Raw genomic sequence first — 19,896 nt, 5'->3', positions numbered from 1 at the left:
CGGTTGCCGGTACTCCTTCGGCTATCCGGCGTGTCCGAATCTTGAGGACCAGCGTCAGTTGTTCGAGTTGCTGGACCCGGGCCGGATCGGGGTCACCCTGTCGGAGGAGTTCCAGCTGCATCCCGAACAGGCCACCTCCGCCCTGATCGTCCACCACCCCGAAGCCAAATACTTCAACGTCTGACCGCCCCGAGGGCACGGAAGGGCCTCAGGTACGGTCGTCGTGTACGTGAGGGTCATCGGTGCGGGGGTAACAGTGGACGCGGTCTTCTTCGACATGGACGGGACGCTCGTCGACACCGAGAAGCTCTGGTTCCAGGCCGAGCGGTCGGTGATGCGGCGTCTCGGCGCGGGGTGGAGCGCCGCCGACCAGGAGAACCTGGTCGGCGGTTCCATGTCGGCGACCGTCGCCTACATGCTCGCCAAGAGCGGCTCCGGCCGCGACCCCGGCGAGGTGGCGGCGTGGATGATCGACACCGTCCTCGGTCTGATCGCCGAGGGCTTCGAGCTGATGCCCGGAGCGGCCGAGCTGCTTGCCGAGGTCCAGGCGGCGGGCCTGCCCACCGGCCTGGTCACCTCCTCCACCCGCCTGATGGCCGACGCGGTCCTCGGCGGCGTCCCCGGCGGCGACGCGTTCGACGTGGTGGTCACCGGCGACGACGTGGAGCGCTTCAAACCCGACCCCGAGCCCTACCTCATGGCCGCCTCCGCCCTCGGCGTGGACCCCGCGCGGTGCGCCGCCCTTGAGGACTCTCCGGCCGGCGTCGCCTCCGCCACGGCCGCCGGATGCGCGGTCGTGGCCGTCCCCAGCCTGCTCCCCATCCCGCCCGCCCCCCGCCGCCTGGTGGCCGAATCCCTCAAGCAGGTGGACCTCCCCACGCTCCGCCACCTCACCGCCTCCTCCTGAGCGCCCCTGCCGCGGAGGGCCACCCGAAGACGCATCCCCGGCGGCGTCCCTTAGGGGACGGCATCCCCCGTGAGCCGGGGTGGAGCCATCCTCCAGGAGGAGGGGGTGGCGCCCGCTCGCGTGCCAGGATGGAGAGCGAGAGCCGTGACAAGGGGGGCGAGCCGTTATGTCCTATGACCAGATCGCCTGGTTGCCGCTGTGCGCGGGGGTGAGCGCGGCGGGGCTGGTGCTGAGCTTCCTGGCCCTGCGCAGGCGCGGGGCGGCCGCGGGCCTGCGCGGCGCCGCCTGGTCGCTGATCCCGATCGCCGCCTACCTCACCGGCGCGCTGCCCGCCCTGTGGCAGGCGGGCACGGCCGTCGCCGGGTTCCTCACCGGCCTGGTCCTCTCGCCCATGGTGTGGGCCGGGGTGATCGTGGCGGGGCTGTCGGCGCTGCTCTTCCTGGTCTCCGGCGTCATGCGCGGCAGGCGCCGCGCCGCCGCCCCCGCGGGCGAGCGTCCGGCCGGGCGCGCCGCCGCGACGGCGGGCCCGGCGCCCGGCGCCGCGGCCCCCACCCAGCCGTTGCGCCGCCCGTTGCCCGGCAAGCAGCCCGCCGCGCCGGCCGCCGACGACGACCTGTCCGACATCGAGGAGATCCTCAAGCGCCGGGGCATCAGCTAGCGCTCCGGCCCGCCTCGATTCGTCCTGGCCCGGCGCGGGTCGCCCTGGGCTCGGGTGGCGCCGCGTCCCTCTGGCCCTGGCGCGGGTCTGTCGTGTCGTGAAGGAACGGCCCGGGCAAGGAGGCCGCCCGGGTGCCGCCGGATGGACGGAAGGTAACGTTCCGGTAACGTCGATATCGAGCTCAAGATCGGTAAATCGAGGGCCGGGGGGCCCGCGATAAGATCACCAGCAGGGTCTTCCGGCCATGATTTCCGGCCTCGCGGGAGGGGCGCCGGAGGGTCTTCGGCGCCGTAGCCCCTACGCCCGCGAGGCTTCCGGCGCAGTGTCACGGTTCCGCGACACAATCCCTACACCCCCAGGACATTCGCTTCAAGATCAACACGAATGAATTTCGCATGAATCACAGTTGAGCCACATAGCGTGCTCAGGTACTGGTCAGTGCAGCTCAGCACGTAGATTCTGCGTCCGGGGGTCGCACACCCGCGGCCTGCCCGAAGATGGGCGAAGCCTGTGGCCACCCGGCGGCGGGCGGCGCATCGGACAGCCACAGTCGTCTGGGATCCAGGGGGCCGACAACTATGACCTCACCGCTCGACGTCTCCGGCGCGGAGCTTCAGGCCATGCCGGAAGCCGTGCTCGAGGGGACGCAGAGCAAGGCGATCGAGGGCCGATCGCTCGGCCAGATCGCGTGGACGCGCCTCAAGCGGGACAAGGTGGCGCTCACCGGGGCCGGCGTGGTGATCTTCCTGATCCTCGTGGCGATCTTCGCCCCGCTGATCGTCTCCTGGCTGGGGCACCCCCCGAACGACTTCAACCAGGACCTCATCAGCTCCGAGACCCTCGCGCCCAAGGACGGCACCGGCATCAGCGGCGACCACCTGTTCGGCGTCGAGCCGGTCAACGGCCGCGACATCTTCAGCCGCGTCGTCTACGGCGCCCGCATCTCGCTGCTGATCGCCTTCCTGGCCACGCTGCTCTCGGTGTGCATCGGCACCGTTCTCGGCATCGTCGCCGGCTACTTCGGCGGCTGGGTCGACTCGCTGATCAGCAAGGCGATGGACATCTTCCTTGCCTTCCCGCTGCTGGTGTTCGCCATCGCGCTCGCCGGCGTCGTGCCCGACACGGCGTTCGGCCTGTCGGGCGACGCGCTGCGCGTATCGCTGCTGGTCTTCATCATCGGCTTCTTCAACTGGCCCTACATCGGCCGCATCATGCGCGGCCAGACGCTGTCGCTGCGCGAGCGGGAGTTCGTCGACGCCGCCCGCAGCCTCGGGGCCCGCGGGCCGTACATCATCTTCCGCGAGATGCTGCCGAACCTGATGGCGCCCATCCTGATCTACTCCACGCTGCTGATCCCGACCAACATCCTGTTCGAGGCGGCGCTGTCGTTCCTCGGCGTGGGTGTGCGTCCGCCCACCGCCACCTGGGGCGGCATGCTGTCGGACGCGGTGCGGTTCTACACGATCCCGCACTTCATGTTCTTCCCCGGTATGGCGATCTTCATCACCGTGCTCGCCTTCAACCTGTTCGGCGACGGCCTCCGCGACGCCCTGGACCCGCGAGCCCGCTGAGCTCCACCCGATCTCCCCGCAAGTTCTCTGGCTCCCGACAACAAGGGGTTTTGTAGATGAAGAGAAAAACCACACTGGGGGTGACCGCCCTGGGTGCGGTTCTCGCCCTGGGGCTGTCCGCCTGTGGCGGCGGCACGGCGACGTCGCCGAGCCAGTCGGGCGCGGCGGCGCCCGCGGGTGGTGGCGCGAAGGCGGAGTTCAACGCCGCCCTCACGCAGGTGTACAACCCTTCCGACAAGAAGGGCGGCATCATCAAGCTGGCCAACGCCGGCGACTGGGACTCCCTGGACCCGGGTGACACCTACTACGGCTACTCCTGGAACTTCATCCGCCTGTACGGCCGCTCGCTGGTGATGTTCAAGCCGGCCCCCGGCAAAGAGAGCACCGAGCTCATCCCCGACCTCGCCGAGAGCCTGGGCGTCCCGAGCGACAACGCCAAGACCTGGACCTACAAGCTCAAGCAGGGCGTGAAGTTCGAGGACGGCACGCCGATCACCTCCAAGGACGTCAAGTACGCCGTCGAGCGTTCCTTCGACAAGGAGGTGTTCCCCGACGGGTACACCTACTTCAACGACACGCTGAACTGGCCGAAGGACTACAAGGGCGCCTACAAGTCCAAGGACGCCGACACCGACAGCGCGATCGAGACCCCCGACGACCAGACGATCGTCTTCCACCTCAAGCAGCCCTACAGCGGCTTCGACTACTTCGCGCAGCTCCCGGCGACGATCCCGGTCCCCAAGGCCAAGGACACCGGCGCCAAGTACAAGGAGCACGTCATCTCCTCGGGGCCGTACAAGTTCGACAAGAACGAGATCGGCAAGGGCTTCAACCTGGTCCGCAACGACCAGTGGGACGCCGCCACCGACCCCAACCGCAAGGCGCTGCCGGACGGCTACGAGGTCACCACGAACGTCAACGCCGACGACATCGACAACCGCCTGCTCTCGGGCGACCTGCACGTCGACCTCGCCGGCACCGGCGCCCAGCCGGCCACCCTCGGGCGGGTGCTGACCGACCCGAACCTCAAGGCAACCACCGACAACCCGACGATCACCCGTCTGTGGTACACCTCGATCAACGGCAACGTGAAGCCGCTGGACAACCTCGACTGCCGCAAGGCCGTGGAGTACGCCGCGGACAAGGTCGCCTACCAGACCGCCTACGGAGGCGAGTTCTCCGGCGGCCAGATCGCCACCAGCCTGCTGCCCCCGGGCATCCCCGGCCACAAGGACATCAACCCCTACCCGGCCGGTGCCGACAACCACGGCGACGCCGCCAAGGCCAAGGAGGCCCTGACGGCCTGCGGCCAGCCCAACGGCTTCGAGACCAACATCTCCTACCGCGCCGAGCGCCCGAAGGAGAAGGCCACCGCCGAGGCGCTGCAGCAGTCCCTGGGCAAGGTCGGCATCAAGCTCACGCTGAAGCCGTTCCCGCAGGCCGACTACTTCGCGCTGTACGCCGGCAAGCCCGGGTACGCGAAGGAGAACAAGCTGGGCCTGGCCGTCAACGGCTGGGGCGCCGACTGGCCCGACGGCTACGGCTTCCTGCAGCAGATGGTCGACAGCCGCGTGATCCGCGAGACCGGCGGCTCCTCCAACATCAGCGTCCGCGACCCCGAGGTCGACAAGCTGCTGGACCAGGCGAGCCTGGAGACCGACGTCGCCAAGCGCGAGCCGATCTGGGGCCAGATCGACCAGAAGGTCATGGACGACGCGTTCATCCTTCCGGGCATCTGGGCCAAGAGCCTGCTCATCCGCGGCAAGGGCGTGACGAACGTCTACGTCAGCGATGCGTTCGGCATGTACGACTACCTCAACATGGGCCTGCAGTAGTAGAAGGCCCGGACCATCCGATAGATCCGACAGACACGTGAACGCGGCAGGGGGCCGGCCGACCGGCCGGCCCCCGGAGCCGGGGGGACTGTGGTCACATACATCATCCGGCGCCTGATCTGGGGTGTCGTCATGCTCGCCATCGTGAGCATGATCACATTCGCCATCTTCTTCCTGGTGCCGCGCCTGGCGGGCGCCACCTCCGAGAGCCTCGCCGCCCGGTACGTCGGCCGTACCGCCACCGCCGAGCAGGTCAAGATCGCCGCTGAGAGGCTCGGCTTCAACGATCCGCTGATCGTCCAGTACGGCAGGTTCGCCAAGGGCATCGTCGTCGGCGCCGACTACAGCTACGGTCCCACCACCGAGCACTGCCCCGCGCCCTGCCTGGGTTACTCCTTCCTCAGCCGCCTGCCGGTGTGGCCCGACCTGATCGGCCGGTTGCCGGTCACCATCTCGCTGGCCCTCGGCGCGGCCGTCCTGTGGCTGATCGCCGGCGTGGCGACCGGCGTGGTGTCGGCGCTGAGGCGCGGCAGCGTGTTCGACCGGGCCGCGATGGGCATCGCCCTGGCCGGGGTGTCGCTGCCCATCTTCTTCACCGGCATCGTCTCCCTCGTGCTGTTCAGCTACGGCCGTCCGCTCGCGATCACCGCGCCCGGCGGCAGCTTCACCCCGTTCTTCGTCAACCCCGCCCAGTGGGCCTACAGCCTGATCCTGCCGTGGATCACCCTGGCCTTCCTGTACGCCGCCGGGTACGCGCGCCTCACGCGATCGGGCATGCTGGAGACGATGAACGAGGACTACATCCGCACGGCCAGGGCCAAGGGGCTCACCGAGCGTGTGGTCGTCTTCAAGCACGGCCTGCGCGGGGCGCTCACCCCCATCCTGACCATCTTCGGCCTCGACCTCGGCCTGCTGATGGGCGGCGCGGTGCTCACCGAGAGCACCTTCTCCCTGCCCGGCATCGGCAAGTACGCCATCGACGCGATCACCAACCAGGACCTTCCGAAGGTCATGGGCGTGGTGCTGGTCGCCGCGTTCTTCGTCGTCCTGGCGAACCTGGTGGTCGACCTGCTCTACGCGGTGGTCGACCCGAGAGTGAGGCTCGCATGAGTTTTCTGGAGCTGAAGGACCTGCGGGTCCACTTCCCGACCGACGACGGCCTGGTGAAGTCGGTGGACGGGCTGTCGTTCTCCCTTGAGCGCGGCAGGACCCTCGGCATCGTGGGCGAGTCCGGTTCCGGCAAGAGCGTGACCAGCCTCGGCATCCTCGGCCTGCACAAGGGCGGCCGGGCCAAGATCTCCGGCGAGATCTGGCTGGACGGGGAGGAACTGGTCGCGAGCAGCGCCGAGCACGTCCGCACGCTGCGCGGCAAGAAGATGGCGATGATCTTCCAGGATCCGCTGTCGGCCATGCACCCCTACTACACCGTGGGCGCCCAGATCATCGAGGCGTACCGCATCCACAACCAGGTGAGCAAGGCGGTCGCCCGCAAGCACGCGATCGACATGCTCGGCCGGGTCGGCATCCCGCAGCCGGACCGCCGCGTCGACAGCTACCCGCACGAGTTCTCCGGCGGCATGCGTCAGCGCGCCATGATCGCCATGGCGCTGTCGTGCGACCCCGAGCTGCTGATCGCCGACGAGCCGACGACCGCGCTGGACGTGACCGTCCAGGCGCAGATCCTGGACCTGATGCGCGACCTGCAGCAGGAGTTCAACTCCGCGCTGATCATCATCACGCACGACCTCGGCGTGGTCGCCGAGCTGTCGGACGACATCCTGGTGATGTACGGCGGCAAGTGCATCGAGTACGGCTCGGCCGAGGGCATCTTCGAGCGCCCCGAGCACCCCTACACCTGGGGCCTGCTCGGCTCGATGCCGAGGCTCGACCGCGACCGCACCGAGCGTCTCATGCCCATCAAGGGCACCCCGCCGTCGCTGATCAACGTCCCACCCGGCTGCGCGTTCCACCCGCGCTGCGCCTTCGAGGGGCGCACGGACGGCAGGGCGAAGACCGTGGTGCCCGAGCTCCTGGAGAGCGAGGGCGGGCACCTGGTGCGTTGCCACATGGCGGCCGAGGAACGGCGCGCCATCTGGGAGAACGAGATCAAGCCCAACCTGGAGTCGGTGTGAGCGAGACGCCCGAGGCCCTGCTGTCCGTCGACGGGCTGGAGAAGCACTTCCCGATCACCAAGGGCCTGATCAAGCGCCAGGTGGGGGCGGTCAAGGCCGTCGACGGCCTGTCGTTCGACGTGCGCAAGGGCGAGACCCTCGGCCTGGTGGGCGAGTCCGGCTGTGGCAAGACCACGACCGGGCGGCTGATCACCCGGCTGCTCGAGCCCACCGGCGGGAAGATCGTATTCGAGGGCAGGGACATCAGCCACATGTCGCAGGGCGCCCTCCGGCCGCTCCGCCGCGACATGCAGATGATCTTCCAGGATCCCTACAGCTCGCTCAACCCGCGCCACACGGTCGGCGCGATCGTGGGCGCGCCGTTCCGCATCCAGGGCGTCAAGACCGAGCACGGCACCAGGAAGGCCGTCCAGGAGATCCTGGAGCTGGTCGGGCTCAACCCCGAGCACTACAACCGCTACCCGCACGAGTTCTCCGGCGGCCAGCGGCAGCGCATCGGCATCGCCCGGACGCTCGCGCTCAAGCCCAAGCTCATCATCGCCGACGAGCCGGTGTCCGCTCTGGACGTGTCCATCCAGGCCCAGGTGGTCAACCTGCTGGAGGACCTGCAGAACGAGCTGGACCTCACCTACGTGGTCATCGCCCACGACCTGTCGGTGGTCCGGCACATCAGCGACCGGGTGGCGGTCATGTACCTCGGCAAGATCGTCGAGATCGCCGACCGCAAGGGCCTGTACGAGACGCCCATGCACCCCTACACCACGGCGCTGCTGTCGGCCGTGCCGGTGCCGGACGTCAAGGGGCGCGGGGGGCGCGAGCGCATCCGCCTGCAGGGCGACGTGCCGAGCCCGATCAACCCGCCGCCGGCCTGCCGGTTCCACACGCGCTGCTGGAAGGCCCAGGAGATCTGCAAGACCGTGGAGCCGCCTCTCACGCTGCTGGCCCCCGGCCACCAGGCCGCCTGCCACTTCCCGGAGAACGTCCCCTCCCCGAACGACGCGCCCCCCGCGGACGCCGTCCCCGCCGCGCCCGGCCCGGCCGCGGAGTAGGCCCTACCCGATCGCCGCGGCCGCGGGGGCTCATCTCCCAGATGAGATCCCCCGTTCCGCCGCACGCACCCTTGGCGACTTCTTAGAGTGTCCATGTCATCACGCGGAGTGGATGTGGACGTGGAGGGGCGAAGGGTGGTCGTTAAGGTATGGCCATGACGAGTCGCGTGCCCGGTGACTGGTACCGCTGGATTCCCGACCAGATCACGGCGGAGGACTACAAGGCGTTGCCTGAGGACTTCTGCCGCACGATCGAGGTGATCGACGGTCATATCGTCAAGTGCGAGAGTCCTTCACGCATGCACAACCGGGTGGGAAGACGGCTGGCCGCGACGCTGGAGCAGGCTCGCAAGCCGGAGCCCTGCCTGATGGTGGAGACCGACGTCGACGTCCGCATCAGCGACCTTCCCCTCAACCTCCGGCGCCCCGATGTCACGGTGTTCCGTTGCCTGCCGGGCGACCGGCGCCTGTACGCGACGGACGCCCTGCTCGTGGTGGAGATCGTCTCGCCGGAGAGTTCGTACCGCACCGACACCGTCGACAAGAAGGCCGCCTATGCCGCGGCCGGGATTCCGGTCTATCTCCTGGTCTTCCTCGACCAGGCGGGCGAGGAGGTGGAACTCATCGAGGAGCATCGGCTGTCCGAAGGGAGATACGAGCTGAGGTGCGGGCACACCCGGCGTCTGTCCTTCGATGATCCGGTCTCGGTGGAGGTGTCGTTCGAGGCGCTGACGTCACTGTGACGCGGGGCGGGACCGGGTGAGGCGGAAGCCGGCGGTCACGTCGGTGATCAGGGGATGGCGCCGGGGGTGATCAGGCCGGTCTCGTAGGCCAGGACCACGGCCTGCACCCGGTCGCGGAGCGCCAGCTTGGTCAGCACGTTGCCCACATGGGTCTTGACGGTGGTCTCGCTGACCACGAGCTCGGCGGCGATCTCGGCGTTGGACATGCCCCGGGCGATCAGGCGCAGCACCTCCAGCTCGCGCTCGGTCAGCCGGTGCACGCGGGCGGGGGTGGCCTGCTGGTGGGCCGAGGGCAGCCGGGTGGCGAACTTGTCCAGCAGCCGCCGGGTCACGCTCGGCGCGACGATGGCGTCCCCGGCCGCCACCACCCGGATCGCCTGCACCAGCTCCTCGGGGGGCACGTCCTTCAGCAGGAAGCCGCTGGCGCCGGCGCGCAGGGCCTCGACGATGTACTCGTCCAGGTCGAAGGTCGTCAGCACCAGCACGCGGGGCACGTGGGCGCCCGGCGCGGCGTCCCGGACGATGCGCCGGGTGGCGTCGATGCCGTCGACTCCCGGCATGCGGATGTCCATGAGGACCACGTCGGGCAGCAGCGCCCGCGACTGGTCCTGGGCCGTCGACCCGTTGCCCGCCTCGCCGACGACCGTGATGTCGGGCTCGGCCTCGAGGATCAGCCGGAAGCCGGTGCGCAGCAGCGGTTGGTCGTCGACCAGCAGCACCCTGATTGTCATGTGTGTGAGTCCTTGAGGGGGAAACGGGCCCGTACCTCGAATCCGCCCCCCTGGCGCGGGCCGATTCGCAGGATTCCACCATAGAGTGAGACTCGTTCGCGTATGCCCACCAGACCGTGTCCCTGCCGGTCGTCCGGCCCCCGCGGGCTCGCCCCGTTGACGCCCGTCCCGTCGTCCTCCACCCGTACCAGCAGCTCGCCCGGGTCGTGGCGGACGGTCACCCATGCCCGCGCCGCCGGCCCGGCATGCCGCAGGCTGTTGGTGAGGGCCTCCTGGACCAGGCGGTAGGCGGCCAGGTCGATGCCCGGCGGCAGCGCTCGCCGCTCGCCCTCGACCCACAGCTGCGCCCGCAGCCCCGCCTCGCGCATCTGGTCGACCAGCCCGGGCAGGTCGCCCATGCCGGGCTGGGGCGCGCGCTCCCCGGCCTCGCCGTCGGTGCGCAGCACGCCCACGATGCCCCGCATCTCGCGCATGGCGGTCCTGCCCATCTCCTCGATGGCGACCAGGGCGTCCTTGGCGGCCTCCGGACGGGTGTCCAGCACCTTGCGGGCCGCCGCGGCCTGGACGGTCATCACGCTCACGTGGTGGGCCACCACGTCGTGCAGTTCGCGGGCGATGCGCGAGCGCTCCTCGGCGCGGGCGGCGCGGGTGTCGGCCTCCCGGGCCCGCTCCAGCCGCTCGGCCCGGTCGACGAGCTCGGCGAGGTAGGCCCGGCGCAGCCGGATCGAGCGGCCCACCACCCACACCGTCAGCGCCACGACCACGACGAACGTCTGCTGCCCCCAGCCGCCGGTGTCCGCGCCGAGGAGCATCGAGGTGAGATGGGAGAGGGAGACGACCGCGGCGGCCACCAGGCTCAGCGCCAGCCCCCGATAGGCGGCCACGGTGTAGAGCAGGATGAGCGACACCAGCCCGGTGAGCCCGGCGTCGTAGTCCAGCGCGGCCAGCGCGACCTGCGGCAGCTCGGCCAGGCACAGCAGCACGAGCGGCCAGCGCCTGCGCGGCGCCACGGCCGCGCAGGTGAGCGTGATCAGGACGAGGCTGAGCGCGTCCGGGGACCTAGTGGGGCCGACCCCGGCGGTGGGGGCGCCGGCGGCGTTGACCACGACCGTGGCGGCCGACAGCGCGGTGATGAGAAGAGCGAGGGCCGAGTCGCCGATCAGAGGATGGGCTCTGAGCCAGGCTCGCGGGCTGCCGGGGGTCGTGCGCACCCTCTCAATTTAGGACTTCCGTGCTATTCGCCACCCTGCTGAGGATGGATATCGTCCTCATCCCGGGGAAGGACCACCGGCCGGGCGGCGGGCGGCGGCTCGGGTCCGGTGGGTCCGGGCAGGCCGCCGGCCGCTGATCGCGACGCCGGCGCGCGGGCCGGCCGGCCGGTCGGTTCAGGCGGCGCGAAAGGGGCGGGGGGCGTGCGCGACCCGCTCCAGGTCGGCGGTGTCACCGTCGCCGGACGCGGCCACGGGCAGGCGCAGCACGAAGCTCCTCGCGCCCGACGGCCGCAGGTAGGCCCACAGCGTGCCGTGGTGGGCGTGGGCGATGCCCCGCGCGACCGCCAGGCTCAGGCCGGCCTGGTCGCCCCGGGGGAAGGTGTCCAGCCGCGTGAGGCGCTCCATCCGCTCGTGTTCCGCGGCCGCCCCGTCGCCGGTCACCGTGAGTTCGGCGCAGTCGCCGTCGCGGCGCACCCGCACGCGCACCACCGTGCCGTCGCCCTCGCCCCGCCGCGCCCGGCCGAGCAGGATGGCCAGAGCCTGCGCCAGGTCCGGCCGCACCGCCTCGACGGTGACCCCATGGCCCGGGACGCAGACCACATCGGCGCCTTCCGGCGCCGCCTCGGCGGCCAGTTCGCCGAGGTCGACCCGCTCGGACTCGCGCGGCTCCCCCTGCTCGGTGGTGGCGAGCAGGAGCAGGTCGCCGATGGCGGCCTGCAGGCGGCCGACGCCGGCCAGCGTCCGCTCCAGCAGCTCGCCCAGGTCGGTCTGGTCGGGGTGCATGCGCGCCTCCTCCAGTTCGGCGCGCAGGCCGGCCAGGCAGGTGCGGAGCTCGTGCGAGGCGTCGATGGCGAAGCGGCGCTGTTCCTCAAGCACGGCCGCGGTCTGGCGCATGGCCTGCTCGGCGCGGGCCGTGGCCCGATCGGCCTGCCTGCCTGCCCGGTCGAGCCGGTCGAGCGTCGCCTTGAGTATCGAATCGGTCATGCCGTCCTCCTTCCGGCCGTCTGGAGGTGAACGTCCGGCGTCACTGGTGGGCCTGTCAGGTGATGCTCTTCCAGCAAAGCACGTGGGAGGGCGGAGAACAGGGGTTTGAACTGGCACCCTTCAGACCGGGACCACCAGTACCAGGCTAGGCGCGACCCGGCATGGAGACATTCAACAAACCCGACATACTGGACATATGGCCCATGCTACGGAACTGGGGGAGTTCCTCCGATCACGCCGTGACCGGCTGAGTCCCGAGCAGCCTCAGGACGACCGTTCCGCCGGACGGCGGCGGGTCCCGGGGCTGCGGCGCGAAGAGCTGGCCCGCATGGCCGGGGTCAGCGTCGACTACTACACCCGCCTGGAACAGGGCCGCAGCCGCAACGCCTCGCGAGAGGTCCTCGCGGCCATCGCCCGCGCTCTGCGGCTGGACGAGACAGAGCGGACCCATCTGCTCGACCTGGCGGGGGCGGGTCCCGCGCGCGGACATCCTCCGCGCCGGCCCCAGCGGGTCGCCCGGGAGACCTACCAACTGCTGGAGAGCCTGGAACAGGGCGGCATCCCGGCGTTCGTGATCGGCCGCTGCTGCGACGTGCTGGCCGCCAACCGGCTGCTCAGGGCGCTGTGCTGCGACTTCTACGCCATGCCGGCCGCCGAGCGCAACATGGCGCGGTACATCTTCTGCGACCCGCGCGCCCGCAGGCTGCACGACGACTGGGAAGGGGTGGCCGCCAACGTCGCCGCCATACTGAAGTTCGAGTTCGGCCGCCGCCCGGACGACCCCCGGCTGGCCGAGGTGATCCACGGCCTGACGAAGGACAGCGCCGACTTCCGGCGGCTGTGGGCGCGCTACGACGTCCACGAGAGGGTCAGGGGGATCAAGCGCTACGACAATCCCATCGTCGGGGACATCGTCATGACCTACCACACGCTGTCGCTGCCTGGAGACCCCGACCAGACGCTGTTCATCTACACCGTCGAGCCCGGCACGCCGTCGGCCGAGGCGATGCGACTGCTGGTCAAGTACGTCGAAGAGGGCAACATCCCGGCCGGTTCCGAAACCCGGAAGGATCGCCGGTCTCCTGGTGGCGCCGCCTGAGCGGCGGTGGACGGACGCGGGCGCCCGCCTTCCGGGCGGGCCGTCGTGAGGTCCGGCCGCTTTCGGGGATCCGCACGGTCTCGCCGGCGACCGTACGGACCACGGGAGGGCTCAGGCGCCGAAGTGCCCCGCCTTCACGCCGTGACTGAACAAGGTCCACTCGCTGGCCGCGAAGACCAGCGGGGGACCGGCGGGGCGCTTGCTGTCGCGCACGCCGACGCGGCCGCCGGGCAGGCGGGCCACCTCGACGCAGTTGCCGCCGCTGCTGCCGGAGTAGGGGGATCTCGACCATGCCGCTTCGCGCAGCTCGTCCTTCAGGTGGTCCATCGCTGAATCGTCTCCCTGATCAACTCGAGTGACGCGCGCTGGGGAAGCGCCTCAGCGCGGATCACTTCGTACCGAACGGTGAGCTCTTCGACCTCCGCCGCCCGCTCGACGACCTGGCCGTGACCTGCGGACTCCAGGTAAACGGTATCGGGCAGGCCGCGCGTCTGGGCGATAATGAACCCCCCTTCCAGCCCTGTGGTGGAGTACGCGCTGAGGGGGACGACCTGGATCGTCACGCACGGCAGCGCTCCGGCCTCCAGCAGGCGGTGCAGCTGCGCGGTCATGACCTGCGCGCTGCCGATCGGCCGGTGCAGCACCGCCTCGTCGAGCACCGCCCACAGCATGGGCGGCTCGGGACGCTCGAAGATGCGCTGGCGCTCCATGCGGGCCGCCACCTGCTCCTCGACGTCCTCGGGAGTCACGCGGGGCTCACCCAGCAAGATCGCCCGCGCGTACTCCTCGGTCTGCAGCAGCCCCGGGACCACCAGCGGCTCCCAGGTGCGAAGGGTGGCCGCCTCGCGCTCGACCTCCAGCCACGGACGGAACCAGGACGGGGTCGAGGCGCGGTTGATGAACGGCCACAGCCGCAGCAGGGCGCCGTCCAGTTGCAACGCCTTGTCGCAGCGCTCGGCGAAGTCGCGTGATGGGGAGCGCCGGGCGTTCTCCACCATGCCCACCAGCGCGACGGAGAAGCAGATCTTCTGCGCGAGCTGCTCCATCGTCCAACCGGCCGCGGTGCGATGACGCCGCAGCTCGTAGCCGAACAGGGCCTGGGCGGAGGCGGCCGGGTCGAGCTCTCGGGGGGCGGGCATCTCGCTCCGTTCGTCGGTTCTTACTGGTCTCCTGACGCCTTCCACAAGTCTTTACACACAAAGTGTCGAATACGCAATGGATCTCAATGAGTACCGTACGTAGTCGACCGGCGGCACTCTGGGAACGGTGAGCGGTCGGTGGCGGCGTGAACGGCGGAGGCGATGACGAACATGCCACAGCTTCATCGTGAGCGTGTGGGGAGACCTCGTCCAGAGCGACGGCGGACGAAGGGGGTCCGGTGATGCACTTCGGCTACGGACGGCGCGACATCCCCGAGGCCCAGCGGCACGCCAACCTCGACACCGTCAGGCGCGTGCGCGAGACCGTCAGCGAGATGGTGGGCGCCGAGCGCCGCCGCCAGGCCGAGGGGCCGGCCGTCTCCTGGCGCCCGGAACACTGCGGGCCGGACGAGGCCGCCCTGGGCATCCCGCCCCACCTCGACGAGGAGGGGGGCGCCGACGGCGCCTGAGCTTCAGAGTTCGTCGGTGGCCGCGCGGCGGGCGCCCCTGATGGTGTCGCCGGGGCGCCGGTCGGGCACCGGCGGGGGAGTGCCGCCGAACTCCGGGCACAGGGCCTGGTAGTCGCACCAGTCGCACAACCGCGAGCGGCGGGCCCGCCACTCGCGCGTGGTCAGCGAGCGCTCGATGGCCTCCCACAGCGCCTGCACCTTGCGCTCGGTCGCCAGCAGGTCGGCCTCGTCGGGGGCGTAGCGCACGATCTCGCCGTTGCCGAGGTACATCAGCTGCAGCAGCCGGGGCACCTCGCCGCGCAGCCGCCACAGCACCAGCGCGTAGAACTTCATCTGGAACAGCGCCTTGGCCTCGAAGTCGCGGCCCGGCGCGCTGCCGGTCTTGTAGTCGACCACCCGCACCTCACCGGTGGGCGCCACGTCGACGCGGTCGATGTAGCCGCGCAGCATCAGCCCGCTGTCGAGCACCGCCTCGACGTACAGCTCGCGCTCGGCCGGCTCCAGGCGGCGCGGGTCCTCCAGGGCGAAATAGCGCTCGAGCATCTGGCGCGCCTGGCCGATCCAGCGCTCGTGCTCGGAGTCGTCCTCGAACAAGGCGGAGTACTCGGGCGACTGCTCCAGCAGGCGGGTCCACTGCGGGTCGAGCAGTGCCTGCGCCGCCGCGACGTCGCGTTCGGCGGCCGGCAGGTCGTACAGCCGCTCGAGCACCGCGTGGACCAGCGTGCCGCGCACGGCGGCCGGGGAGGGGCGCTCGGGAAGCCGGTCGATCACCCGGAAGCGGTAGAGCAGCGGACATGTCATGAAGTCACCCGCGCGGGAGGGGGAGAGACTGCCGATGATCGCGGGCGGCTCCGAAATGCTCATGCCGGAACTGTAGGTCAGCCGGGCGACACTTCAGGCCGGGGACGCCCTTCGGGCAGGTCTTTCCGCGCCGCGAGGCGCGTAGCATCGAGGCACGAGGAGGGACGACGACAATCATGAGCACCCAGACCCCGCAACGGCCTGCGTCTCCGGGGCTGCGCATGGGAAGCCCGTTCGGCATTCCCATCTACGTGTCGCCGACGTGGCTGATCGTCGCGGCGTTCATCACCTACACCTTCCAGCCCGTGGTGGCCGACCACCTGCCGGGCAGGACCACCTTCACCACCTACCTGGTCGCCTTCGTCTTCGCCGTCTTCCTCTACATCTCGGTGCTGCTGCACGAGCTGGCCCACTGCGTGATGGCCCGCCATTTCGGGCTGCCGGTGCGGCGCATCACGCTCTACATGCTCGGCGGGGTCTCCGAGATCGAGCGCGAGCCCGAGACGCCGTCGCGGGAGTTCCTCGTCGCCTTCGTCGGCCCGCTGGTGTCGCTGGGCCTGGCCGCCGCCGGGTTCGCCGTCAGCCTGGTCGTGCCCGCCGAGACCATCCCGTCCGTGCTGATCCTGCAGCTCTGGGTCTCCAACCTCATCGTCGGGGTGTTCAACCTGCTGCCCGGCCTGCCGCTCGACGGCGGCCGCATGCTGCGGGCCGGTGTGTGGAAGCTCACCCGCAACTCCGTCACCGGCACCAAGGCCGCCGCCTGGTTCGGGCGCGGGCTCGCCGTCGCCCTGGTGGTGCTGACCCTGGGCTCCTCCTGGGTGACCGAGCAGGAGCCCGACTGGGGCCAGGTGCTGTGGTCGGTGCTGCTGGCCTCCTTCATCTGGATGGGCGCGAGCCAGTCGCTGCAGGTGGCCAAGGTGCGCGCCCGCATGCCCCACCTCCAGGCCCGCACGCTGGCAAGGCGCGCCATCGCGGTCACCGCCGAGGTGCCGCTGGCCGAGGCCATGCGCCGCGCCCGCGAGGCGCAGGCGGGCGCCATGGTCGTCGTCGACCACGATGGGCACCCCACGGCCATCGTCAACGAGGCCGCCGTCGCCGCCACGCCCGAGCAGCGGCGGCCCTGGGTGAGCGTCGGCGCGCTGTCGCGCAGCCTGGAACCCTCGCTGGTCCTGCCGGCCGACCTGGCGGGCGAGTCGCTGATCGACGCCATGCGCGAGACCCCCTCGGGGGAGTACCTCCTGGTCGAGCGGGGCGGGGACGTCTACGGCGTGCTGGTCACCGCCGACGTCAACCGGGTCTTCAGCGGGGTCTGACCCGCTCCTCGTCCGCGACCGGGGCCGCGCCGCGACCGGGCCCGTCCCGGCACGGCGCTCCTCGGCCTTCGCCTCCGCCCGGTTCCGGCGTGGCATGAGGAGCCGATCCGCGGGGAGAAAGGCGGAGCTTGTTCGGTCTGCTCACCTTGGTCGCGGAGGGACTTCTGCTGTGGTTTTTGCTACGGTCCGGTGCCATCGGTAGCCTCATCGACCCGGTCCCGCCCGCCACCCTCCGGACACGGTTCGCCGTCGTCCGGATTAGTGTTTGGCTGGTGGTGGGCGACCCGATGCGGGTGCCGTCCATCCGGTGGCGTTTTCGGAGAGGGAGAGTTCTGTGACGGAGCAAGGCGTGGGGGTGGTGCGTCCGCTTCCCGGCGACGGGTTGATCGCCCATGTGGGCGGCCTGCTGCTGGTGTGCGACGCGGCCGACGCCGTCGCCGAGGAGCTGCTGTCCGCGGTGCGCGAGACCGCGGCCTCCGGCGGCGACGGCAGGGCCCTGGCCCGGCGCGCCGCCCAGGTCCTCGCGCGCTCGATGACGGCCGAGCCGATCGCCTGCGCCCTCGCCGGCCCGGTGGGCGGCGGCATCGCGGTGCTGGTCAGCGGGGACGCCCAGGCGTCCATCACCGGGCCGGGCACCGAGGTCCGCCTCGACGGCAAGGACGCCCTGACCTGGACCGACCGGCTGGTCGCCGGGCCGGTGTCGGCCGTCGAGCTGCGCCTGCCGGACGCCGGGCCGCCGATCAGGCGGGCCCGGCTGGACGCGGGCGTGATCCCCGGTGGCGGCGTGATCTGCTCCTTCACCGATGGGCAGGACGCCGGCGGCCCGGCCGCCGAGGGGTCCGGGAATGTGCGCCAGGCGATGGCCGCCGATCCCTTCCCCGGTCCCGACCCGGTGACGGCGTCCGGCCCCTCCGGGCTGTCCGGTTCCTCCGGGGCGTCCGCGTCGCCCGGCCGGTCAGGGCCGTCCGGCGGGGCGAGCCTGGCCGAGCCCGAGCCGTCCCGTCCCGAGCCCGGCGCGGGCGCGCCGTACGGCATGGGCGCGGCGCCGATGTCCGTGCCCTCCCTGCCCGAGCCGGCCCCCCTCGCCTCCGCGCCGCCCCCCGAGCGCGAGCACGAGGCGTCGCCGTCCCTGCTGACCGACCCCGAGATGGCCGCCGTGGACCCCGGCGCGGCGCCCGGCGGCCCCGGCGAGGGCGAGGCGCCCGGCTTCGAGTCCTACCTGCTGGAGGGCGGTGAGGACCGGCCTGACACCCCCGGCGCCCTCCTGGAGCCCACCGAGGCCGGCCCGGCGCCCGAGCCGCTCAGCCGGCCCATGGTCTACGGGGTCGACTGCAAGAACGACCACTTCAACGACCCGCGCGTGCCCTACTGCGCGGTCTGCGGCATCGCCCTGGTGCAGCGCACGCTGGTGCCCTACAAGGGGGAGCGCCCGCCCCTCGGGGTGCTGCTGCTGGACGACGGCCTGACGCTGACCTTGGACGGCGACTACCTGCTCGGACGCGACCCCGAGCGGGCGCCGGAGGTCACCTCGGGCGAGGCGCGCCCGGCCAGGGTCACCAGCCCCGACGGCTCGGTCTCCCGCCGCCACCTGCGGGTGCGGCTGGACGGCTGGGACGTGAACCTGATCGACCTCGGCTCGGTCAACGGCACCCAGGTACAGCCGCCCGGCGACCCGAACTTCTACGACATCCCGCCGAACGAGCCGGTGCCCATCCTGCCGGGCACCACCGTCCGCGTCGGCGTGTCGCGCACCATGCGCTACGAGTCCCACCGCACGGACTGACGCCCGCCCCGCTCCAGTCCGGGCGGCCGTCCCACCGGGACGGCCGCCCGGAGTCGTCGCCGGGGGGTCAGCCGCGGACGGCGCGCTCGACGACGGCGGCCAGTTCGGCCTCGGACAGGATGCGCGGCTCGCCGATCGTCCGGGCCTGGACGTAGACGGCGCACAGCCACTCCAGAAGGCGCGCGGCCTCAAGGGCCTGCTCCAGGTCGGCGCCGACGGCGACGGCCCCGTGGTTGGCCATCAGGGCCGCCAGGCGGCCCTCCAGGGCCGCGCGGACGTTGCCGGCGAGCTCGGGGGTGCCGTAGGTCGCGTAGGGCGCCACGCGGACCGGGCCGCCGAGCAGCATCACGTTGTAGTGGATCGCCGGCAGCTCGCTCATCGTGGCCGACACCACGACGGCGTTCTGTGAGTGGGTGTGCACGATCGCCGCGGCGCCGGTGCTCTCGTAGAGCGCCAGGTGCATCGGCACCTCCGAGGAGGGCTTGCGGCCGCCCTCCAGCACCTGGCCCGACATGTCCAGGACGGGACAGCTTTCGGGGGTGAGCCGGTCCAGGGCGACCCCGCCGGGCGAGACCGCCACCAGGTCGCCGTCGCGGACGCTGATGTTGCCCGAGGTGCCGAGCACGAGCCCGGTCTCCACCATGCGGCGGCCGATGTCGCACAGCCGTTCCCGCTCGCGCGCAAGCCTCATCTCGCTCCGTTCTCCTCGTGGTCCCCGCCGCGTGCCGGCGTGCGGTCAAGATGCCGTGGCGCGGTCCCGCCCGCGCTCACGGGGTCAGGCGGTCCAGCTCGGCGCCCATGAGCCGGGTGAGGGAACCGGGCGGCAGGCGGTCGGGGTAGAGCAGCCGGTGCAGGCTCAGTCCGTCCACCAGGGCGAGCAGCCGCGCGGCGACGTCGTCGAGGTCCTCGCCGGTGGCGATCTCGCCGGCCGCCGCGGCCGCGTCGAGCAGGGTGCGCACCAGATAGCGCAGCTCGCCGGCCTCCTCGCGCTGCACCTCCAGCAGCCGGCCGCCCGCCAGGCTGCGGCCCCAGAAACCGACCTCCAGGGCGGTCTCCTGCGCGCGCTCCTCGTCCAGGGGCAGGTTGTCCAGGAGCACCTCGCGCAGCGCCGCGAGGCCCGAGCGCCCGGTGAGCTTGTCCTTCAGGCGGCTCACGATGCGCCGATGGGAGGCCCTGAGCGCCGACAGCAGGATGTCGTCCTTGTCGGCGAAGTAGTGGGTGAGCACGCCGTTGGAGTAGCCGGCCTCCTTGGCGATGGCCCGGGTGGTCGCCGCGTCGATGCCCTCGCGCAGGATGACCCTGCGGGCGGCGTCCACGACCTCCTCGCGGCGTTCCCGGTGATTGACGATCTTCGGCATGCCCGTCCCTTCACGGCGGGTCCCGATGTGACCCGACCACGCCTTGACATTTTAGTCGGGCGCCCGTCTATTATCCGGCAATCCGCGTAATCCCCGTATCGGACGAAGGAAG

At 71.2% G+C, this 19,896-nt stretch carries 21 protein-coding genes; 13 read left to right on the top strand and 8 right to left on the bottom strand.

The window, feature by feature from the left end:
• The 9 genes from ABZU32_RS26450 to ABZU32_RS26410 form a co-directional block, all read left to right on the top strand.
• A partial coding sequence (locus ABZU32_RS26450) for a vitamin B12 dependent-methionine synthase activation domain-containing protein (RefSeq protein WP_354926107.1) occupies window positions 1-184 on the top strand: 184 nt, incomplete at its 5' end.
• A 45-nt stretch (window positions 185-229) separates the two neighbouring features.
• Window positions 230-907: an HAD family phosphatase gene (locus tag ABZU32_RS26445; RefSeq protein ID WP_354926105.1), complete on the top strand. Its 678-nt coding sequence runs from the start codon at window positions 230-232 to the stop codon at window positions 905-907.
• Between the two features lie 166 nt (window positions 908-1,073).
• A complete protein-coding gene (locus ABZU32_RS26440; protein ID WP_354852722.1) occupies window positions 1,074-1,565 on the top strand; it encodes a cellulose synthase in 492 nt (163 codons plus the stop codon).
• 578 nt (window positions 1,566-2,143) lie between these two features.
• The gene (locus tag ABZU32_RS26435) at window positions 2,144-3,136 is read left to right on the top strand and encodes an ABC transporter permease (RefSeq protein WP_354926103.1); all 993 of its coding nucleotides are present in this window, start codon (window positions 2,144-2,146) and stop codon (window positions 3,134-3,136) included.
• Between the two features lie 56 nt (window positions 3,137-3,192).
• On the top strand, window positions 3,193-4,971 hold the full coding sequence (locus tag ABZU32_RS26430; RefSeq protein WP_354926101.1) for an ABC transporter substrate-binding protein: 1,779 nt from the start codon (window positions 3,193-3,195) through the stop codon (window positions 4,969-4,971).
• A gap of 90 nt (window positions 4,972-5,061) precedes the next feature.
• Window positions 5,062-6,081, top strand: a complete 1,020-nt coding sequence (locus tag ABZU32_RS26425; protein ID WP_354926099.1) for an ABC transporter permease — start codon at window positions 5,062-5,064, stop codon at window positions 6,079-6,081.
• Window positions 6,078-7,103 (top strand): ABC transporter ATP-binding protein, encoded by a 1,026-nt coding sequence (locus ABZU32_RS26420; RefSeq protein WP_354926097.1) that lies wholly within the window; start codon window positions 6,078-6,080, stop codon window positions 7,101-7,103. Before ABZU32_RS26425 ends, ABZU32_RS26420 begins: the two co-directional genes overlap by 4 nt.
• Complete coding sequence (locus ABZU32_RS26415; RefSeq protein WP_354926095.1) at window positions 7,100-8,152, top strand: dipeptide ABC transporter ATP-binding protein; 1,053 nt, start codon at window positions 7,100-7,102, stop codon at window positions 8,150-8,152. Before ABZU32_RS26420 ends, ABZU32_RS26415 begins: the two co-directional genes overlap by 4 nt.
• A gap of 155 nt (window positions 8,153-8,307) precedes the next feature.
• Window positions 8,308-8,895: a Uma2 family endonuclease gene (locus ABZU32_RS26410; RefSeq protein ID WP_354852733.1), complete on the top strand. Its 588-nt coding sequence runs from the start codon at window positions 8,308-8,310 to the stop codon at window positions 8,893-8,895.
• 47 nt (window positions 8,896-8,942) lie between these two features.
• On the opposite strand, the gene ABZU32_RS26405 is transcribed toward ABZU32_RS26410, so the two are convergent.
• The 3 genes from ABZU32_RS26405 to ABZU32_RS26395 form a co-directional block, all read right to left on the bottom strand.
• A complete protein-coding gene (locus tag ABZU32_RS26405; protein WP_354852735.1) occupies window positions 8,943-9,626 on the bottom strand; it encodes a response regulator transcription factor in 684 nt (227 codons plus the stop codon).
• Window positions 9,623-10,837: a sensor histidine kinase gene (locus ABZU32_RS26400; protein WP_354852737.1), complete on the bottom strand. Its 1,215-nt coding sequence runs from the start codon at window positions 10,835-10,837 to the stop codon at window positions 9,623-9,625. Before ABZU32_RS26400 ends, ABZU32_RS26405 begins: the two co-directional genes overlap by 4 nt.
• Before the next feature lie 174 nt (window positions 10,838-11,011).
• Window positions 11,012-11,821, bottom strand: a complete 810-nt coding sequence (locus tag ABZU32_RS26395; protein WP_354926093.1) for a HAMP domain-containing sensor histidine kinase — start codon at window positions 11,819-11,821, stop codon at window positions 11,012-11,014.
• Between the two features lie 196 nt (window positions 11,822-12,017).
• Between ABZU32_RS26395 and ABZU32_RS26390 the strand changes: the two genes are divergently transcribed.
• On the top strand, window positions 12,018-12,920 hold the full coding sequence (locus ABZU32_RS26390; RefSeq protein ID WP_354926091.1) for a helix-turn-helix transcriptional regulator: 903 nt from the start codon (window positions 12,018-12,020) through the stop codon (window positions 12,918-12,920).
• A 111-nt stretch (window positions 12,921-13,031) separates the two neighbouring features.
• Here ABZU32_RS26390 and ABZU32_RS26385 read toward each other — a convergent pair whose 3' ends face one another.
• Together ABZU32_RS26385 and ABZU32_RS26380 are read right to left on the bottom strand one after the other, a co-directional pair.
• Window positions 13,032-13,247, bottom strand: a complete 216-nt coding sequence (locus tag ABZU32_RS26385) for a DUF397 domain-containing protein (RefSeq protein WP_354852742.1) — start codon at window positions 13,245-13,247, stop codon at window positions 13,032-13,034.
• Complete coding sequence (locus ABZU32_RS26380; protein WP_354852744.1) at window positions 13,235-14,059, bottom strand: helix-turn-helix transcriptional regulator; 825 nt, start codon at window positions 14,057-14,059, stop codon at window positions 13,235-13,237. Before ABZU32_RS26380 ends, ABZU32_RS26385 begins: the two co-directional genes overlap by 13 nt.
• Window positions 14,060-14,298: 239 nt before the next feature.
• On the opposite strand from ABZU32_RS26380, the gene ABZU32_RS26375 reads away from it, so the two are divergent.
• The gene (locus tag ABZU32_RS26375) at window positions 14,299-14,529 is read left to right on the top strand and encodes a hypothetical protein (protein WP_354926089.1); all 231 of its coding nucleotides are present in this window, start codon (window positions 14,299-14,301) and stop codon (window positions 14,527-14,529) included.
• Window positions 14,530-14,532: 3 nt separating this feature from the next.
• On the opposite strand, the gene ABZU32_RS26370 is transcribed toward ABZU32_RS26375, so the two are convergent.
• Window positions 14,533-15,393, bottom strand: coding sequence for a RecB family exonuclease (locus tag ABZU32_RS26370; RefSeq protein WP_354852748.1), 861 nt, complete (start codon window positions 15,391-15,393; stop codon window positions 14,533-14,535).
• A 113-nt stretch (window positions 15,394-15,506) separates the two neighbouring features.
• Here ABZU32_RS26370 and ABZU32_RS26365 point away from each other — a divergent pair, with 113 nt between their 5' ends.
• Together ABZU32_RS26365 and ABZU32_RS26360 are read left to right on the top strand one after the other, a co-directional pair.
• Window positions 15,507-16,643, top strand: a complete 1,137-nt coding sequence (locus tag ABZU32_RS26365) for a site-2 protease family protein (protein WP_354926087.1) — start codon at window positions 15,507-15,509, stop codon at window positions 16,641-16,643.
• Between the two features lie 334 nt (window positions 16,644-16,977).
• Window positions 16,978-18,426, top strand: coding sequence for an FHA domain-containing protein (locus ABZU32_RS26360; protein ID WP_354926085.1), 1,449 nt, complete (start codon window positions 16,978-16,980; stop codon window positions 18,424-18,426).
• Between the two features lie 67 nt (window positions 18,427-18,493).
• Here ABZU32_RS26360 and ABZU32_RS26355 read toward each other — a convergent pair whose 3' ends face one another.
• Both ABZU32_RS26355 and ABZU32_RS26350 read right to left on the bottom strand, forming a co-directional pair.
• Complete coding sequence (locus ABZU32_RS26355) at window positions 18,494-19,117, bottom strand: class II aldolase/adducin family protein (RefSeq protein ID WP_354852753.1); 624 nt, start codon at window positions 19,115-19,117, stop codon at window positions 18,494-18,496.
• Window positions 19,118-19,193: 76 nt separating this feature from the next.
• Window positions 19,194-19,784: a TetR/AcrR family transcriptional regulator gene (locus ABZU32_RS26350; protein WP_354926083.1), complete on the bottom strand. Its 591-nt coding sequence runs from the start codon at window positions 19,782-19,784 to the stop codon at window positions 19,194-19,196.
• Window positions 19,785-19,896 lie beyond the last annotated feature (112 nt).

The organism is Sphaerisporangium sp. NPDC005288 (genome assembly GCF_040607475.1).
Classification (GTDB): domain Bacteria; phylum Actinomycetota; class Actinomycetes; order Streptosporangiales; family Streptosporangiaceae; genus Sphaerisporangium; species Sphaerisporangium rhizosphaerae.
Note: the sequence above shows the minus strand (reverse complement) of the source record. Positions and strands in the feature narration are given on the sequence as shown.

What these genes read in the sequence shown, in the direction of transcription:
- ABZU32_RS26420 (WP_354926097.1), top strand. Translation starts at nt 6,078, where the DNA reads ATGAGTTTTCTGGAGCTGAAGGACCTGCGGGTCCACTTCCCGACCGAC.
- ABZU32_RS26435 (WP_354926103.1), top strand. Translation starts at nt 2,144, where the DNA reads ATGACCTCACCGCTCGACGTCTCCGGCGCGGAGCTTCAGGCCATGCCG.
- ABZU32_RS26390 (WP_354926091.1), top strand. Translation starts at nt 12,018, where the DNA reads ATGGCCCATGCTACGGAACTGGGGGAGTTCCTCCGATCACGCCGTGAC.
- ABZU32_RS26405 (WP_354852735.1), bottom strand. Translation starts at nt 9,626, where the DNA reads ATGACAATCAGGGTGCTGCTGGTCGACGACCAACCGCTGCTGCGCACC.
- ABZU32_RS26430 (WP_354926101.1), top strand. Translation starts at nt 3,193, where the DNA reads ATGAAGAGAAAAACCACACTGGGGGTGACCGCCCTGGGTGCGGTTCTC.
- ABZU32_RS26355 (WP_354852753.1), bottom strand. Translation starts at nt 19,117, where the DNA reads ATGAGGCTTGCGCGCGAGCGGGAACGGCTGTGCGACATCGGCCGCCGC.
- ABZU32_RS26365 (WP_354926087.1), top strand. Translation starts at nt 15,507, where the DNA reads ATGAGCACCCAGACCCCGCAACGGCCTGCGTCTCCGGGGCTGCGCATG.
- ABZU32_RS26395 (WP_354926093.1), bottom strand. Translation starts at nt 11,821, where the DNA reads ATGACCGATTCGATACTCAAGGCGACGCTCGACCGGCTCGACCGGGCA.
- ABZU32_RS26440 (WP_354852722.1), top strand. Translation starts at nt 1,074, where the DNA reads ATGTCCTATGACCAGATCGCCTGGTTGCCGCTGTGCGCGGGGGTGAGC.
- ABZU32_RS26350 (WP_354926083.1), bottom strand. Translation starts at nt 19,784, where the DNA reads ATGCCGAAGATCGTCAATCACCGGGAACGCCGCGAGGAGGTCGTGGAC.
- ABZU32_RS26380 (WP_354852744.1), bottom strand. Translation starts at nt 14,059, where the DNA reads ATGCCCGCCCCCCGAGAGCTCGACCCGGCCGCCTCCGCCCAGGCCCTG.
- ABZU32_RS26385 (WP_354852742.1), bottom strand. Translation starts at nt 13,247, where the DNA reads ATGGACCACCTGAAGGACGAGCTGCGCGAAGCGGCATGGTCGAGATCC.
- ABZU32_RS26370 (WP_354852748.1), bottom strand. Translation starts at nt 15,393, where the DNA reads ATGAGCATTTCGGAGCCGCCCGCGATCATCGGCAGTCTCTCCCCCTCC.
- ABZU32_RS26410 (WP_354852733.1), top strand. Translation starts at nt 8,308, where the DNA reads ATGACGAGTCGCGTGCCCGGTGACTGGTACCGCTGGATTCCCGACCAG.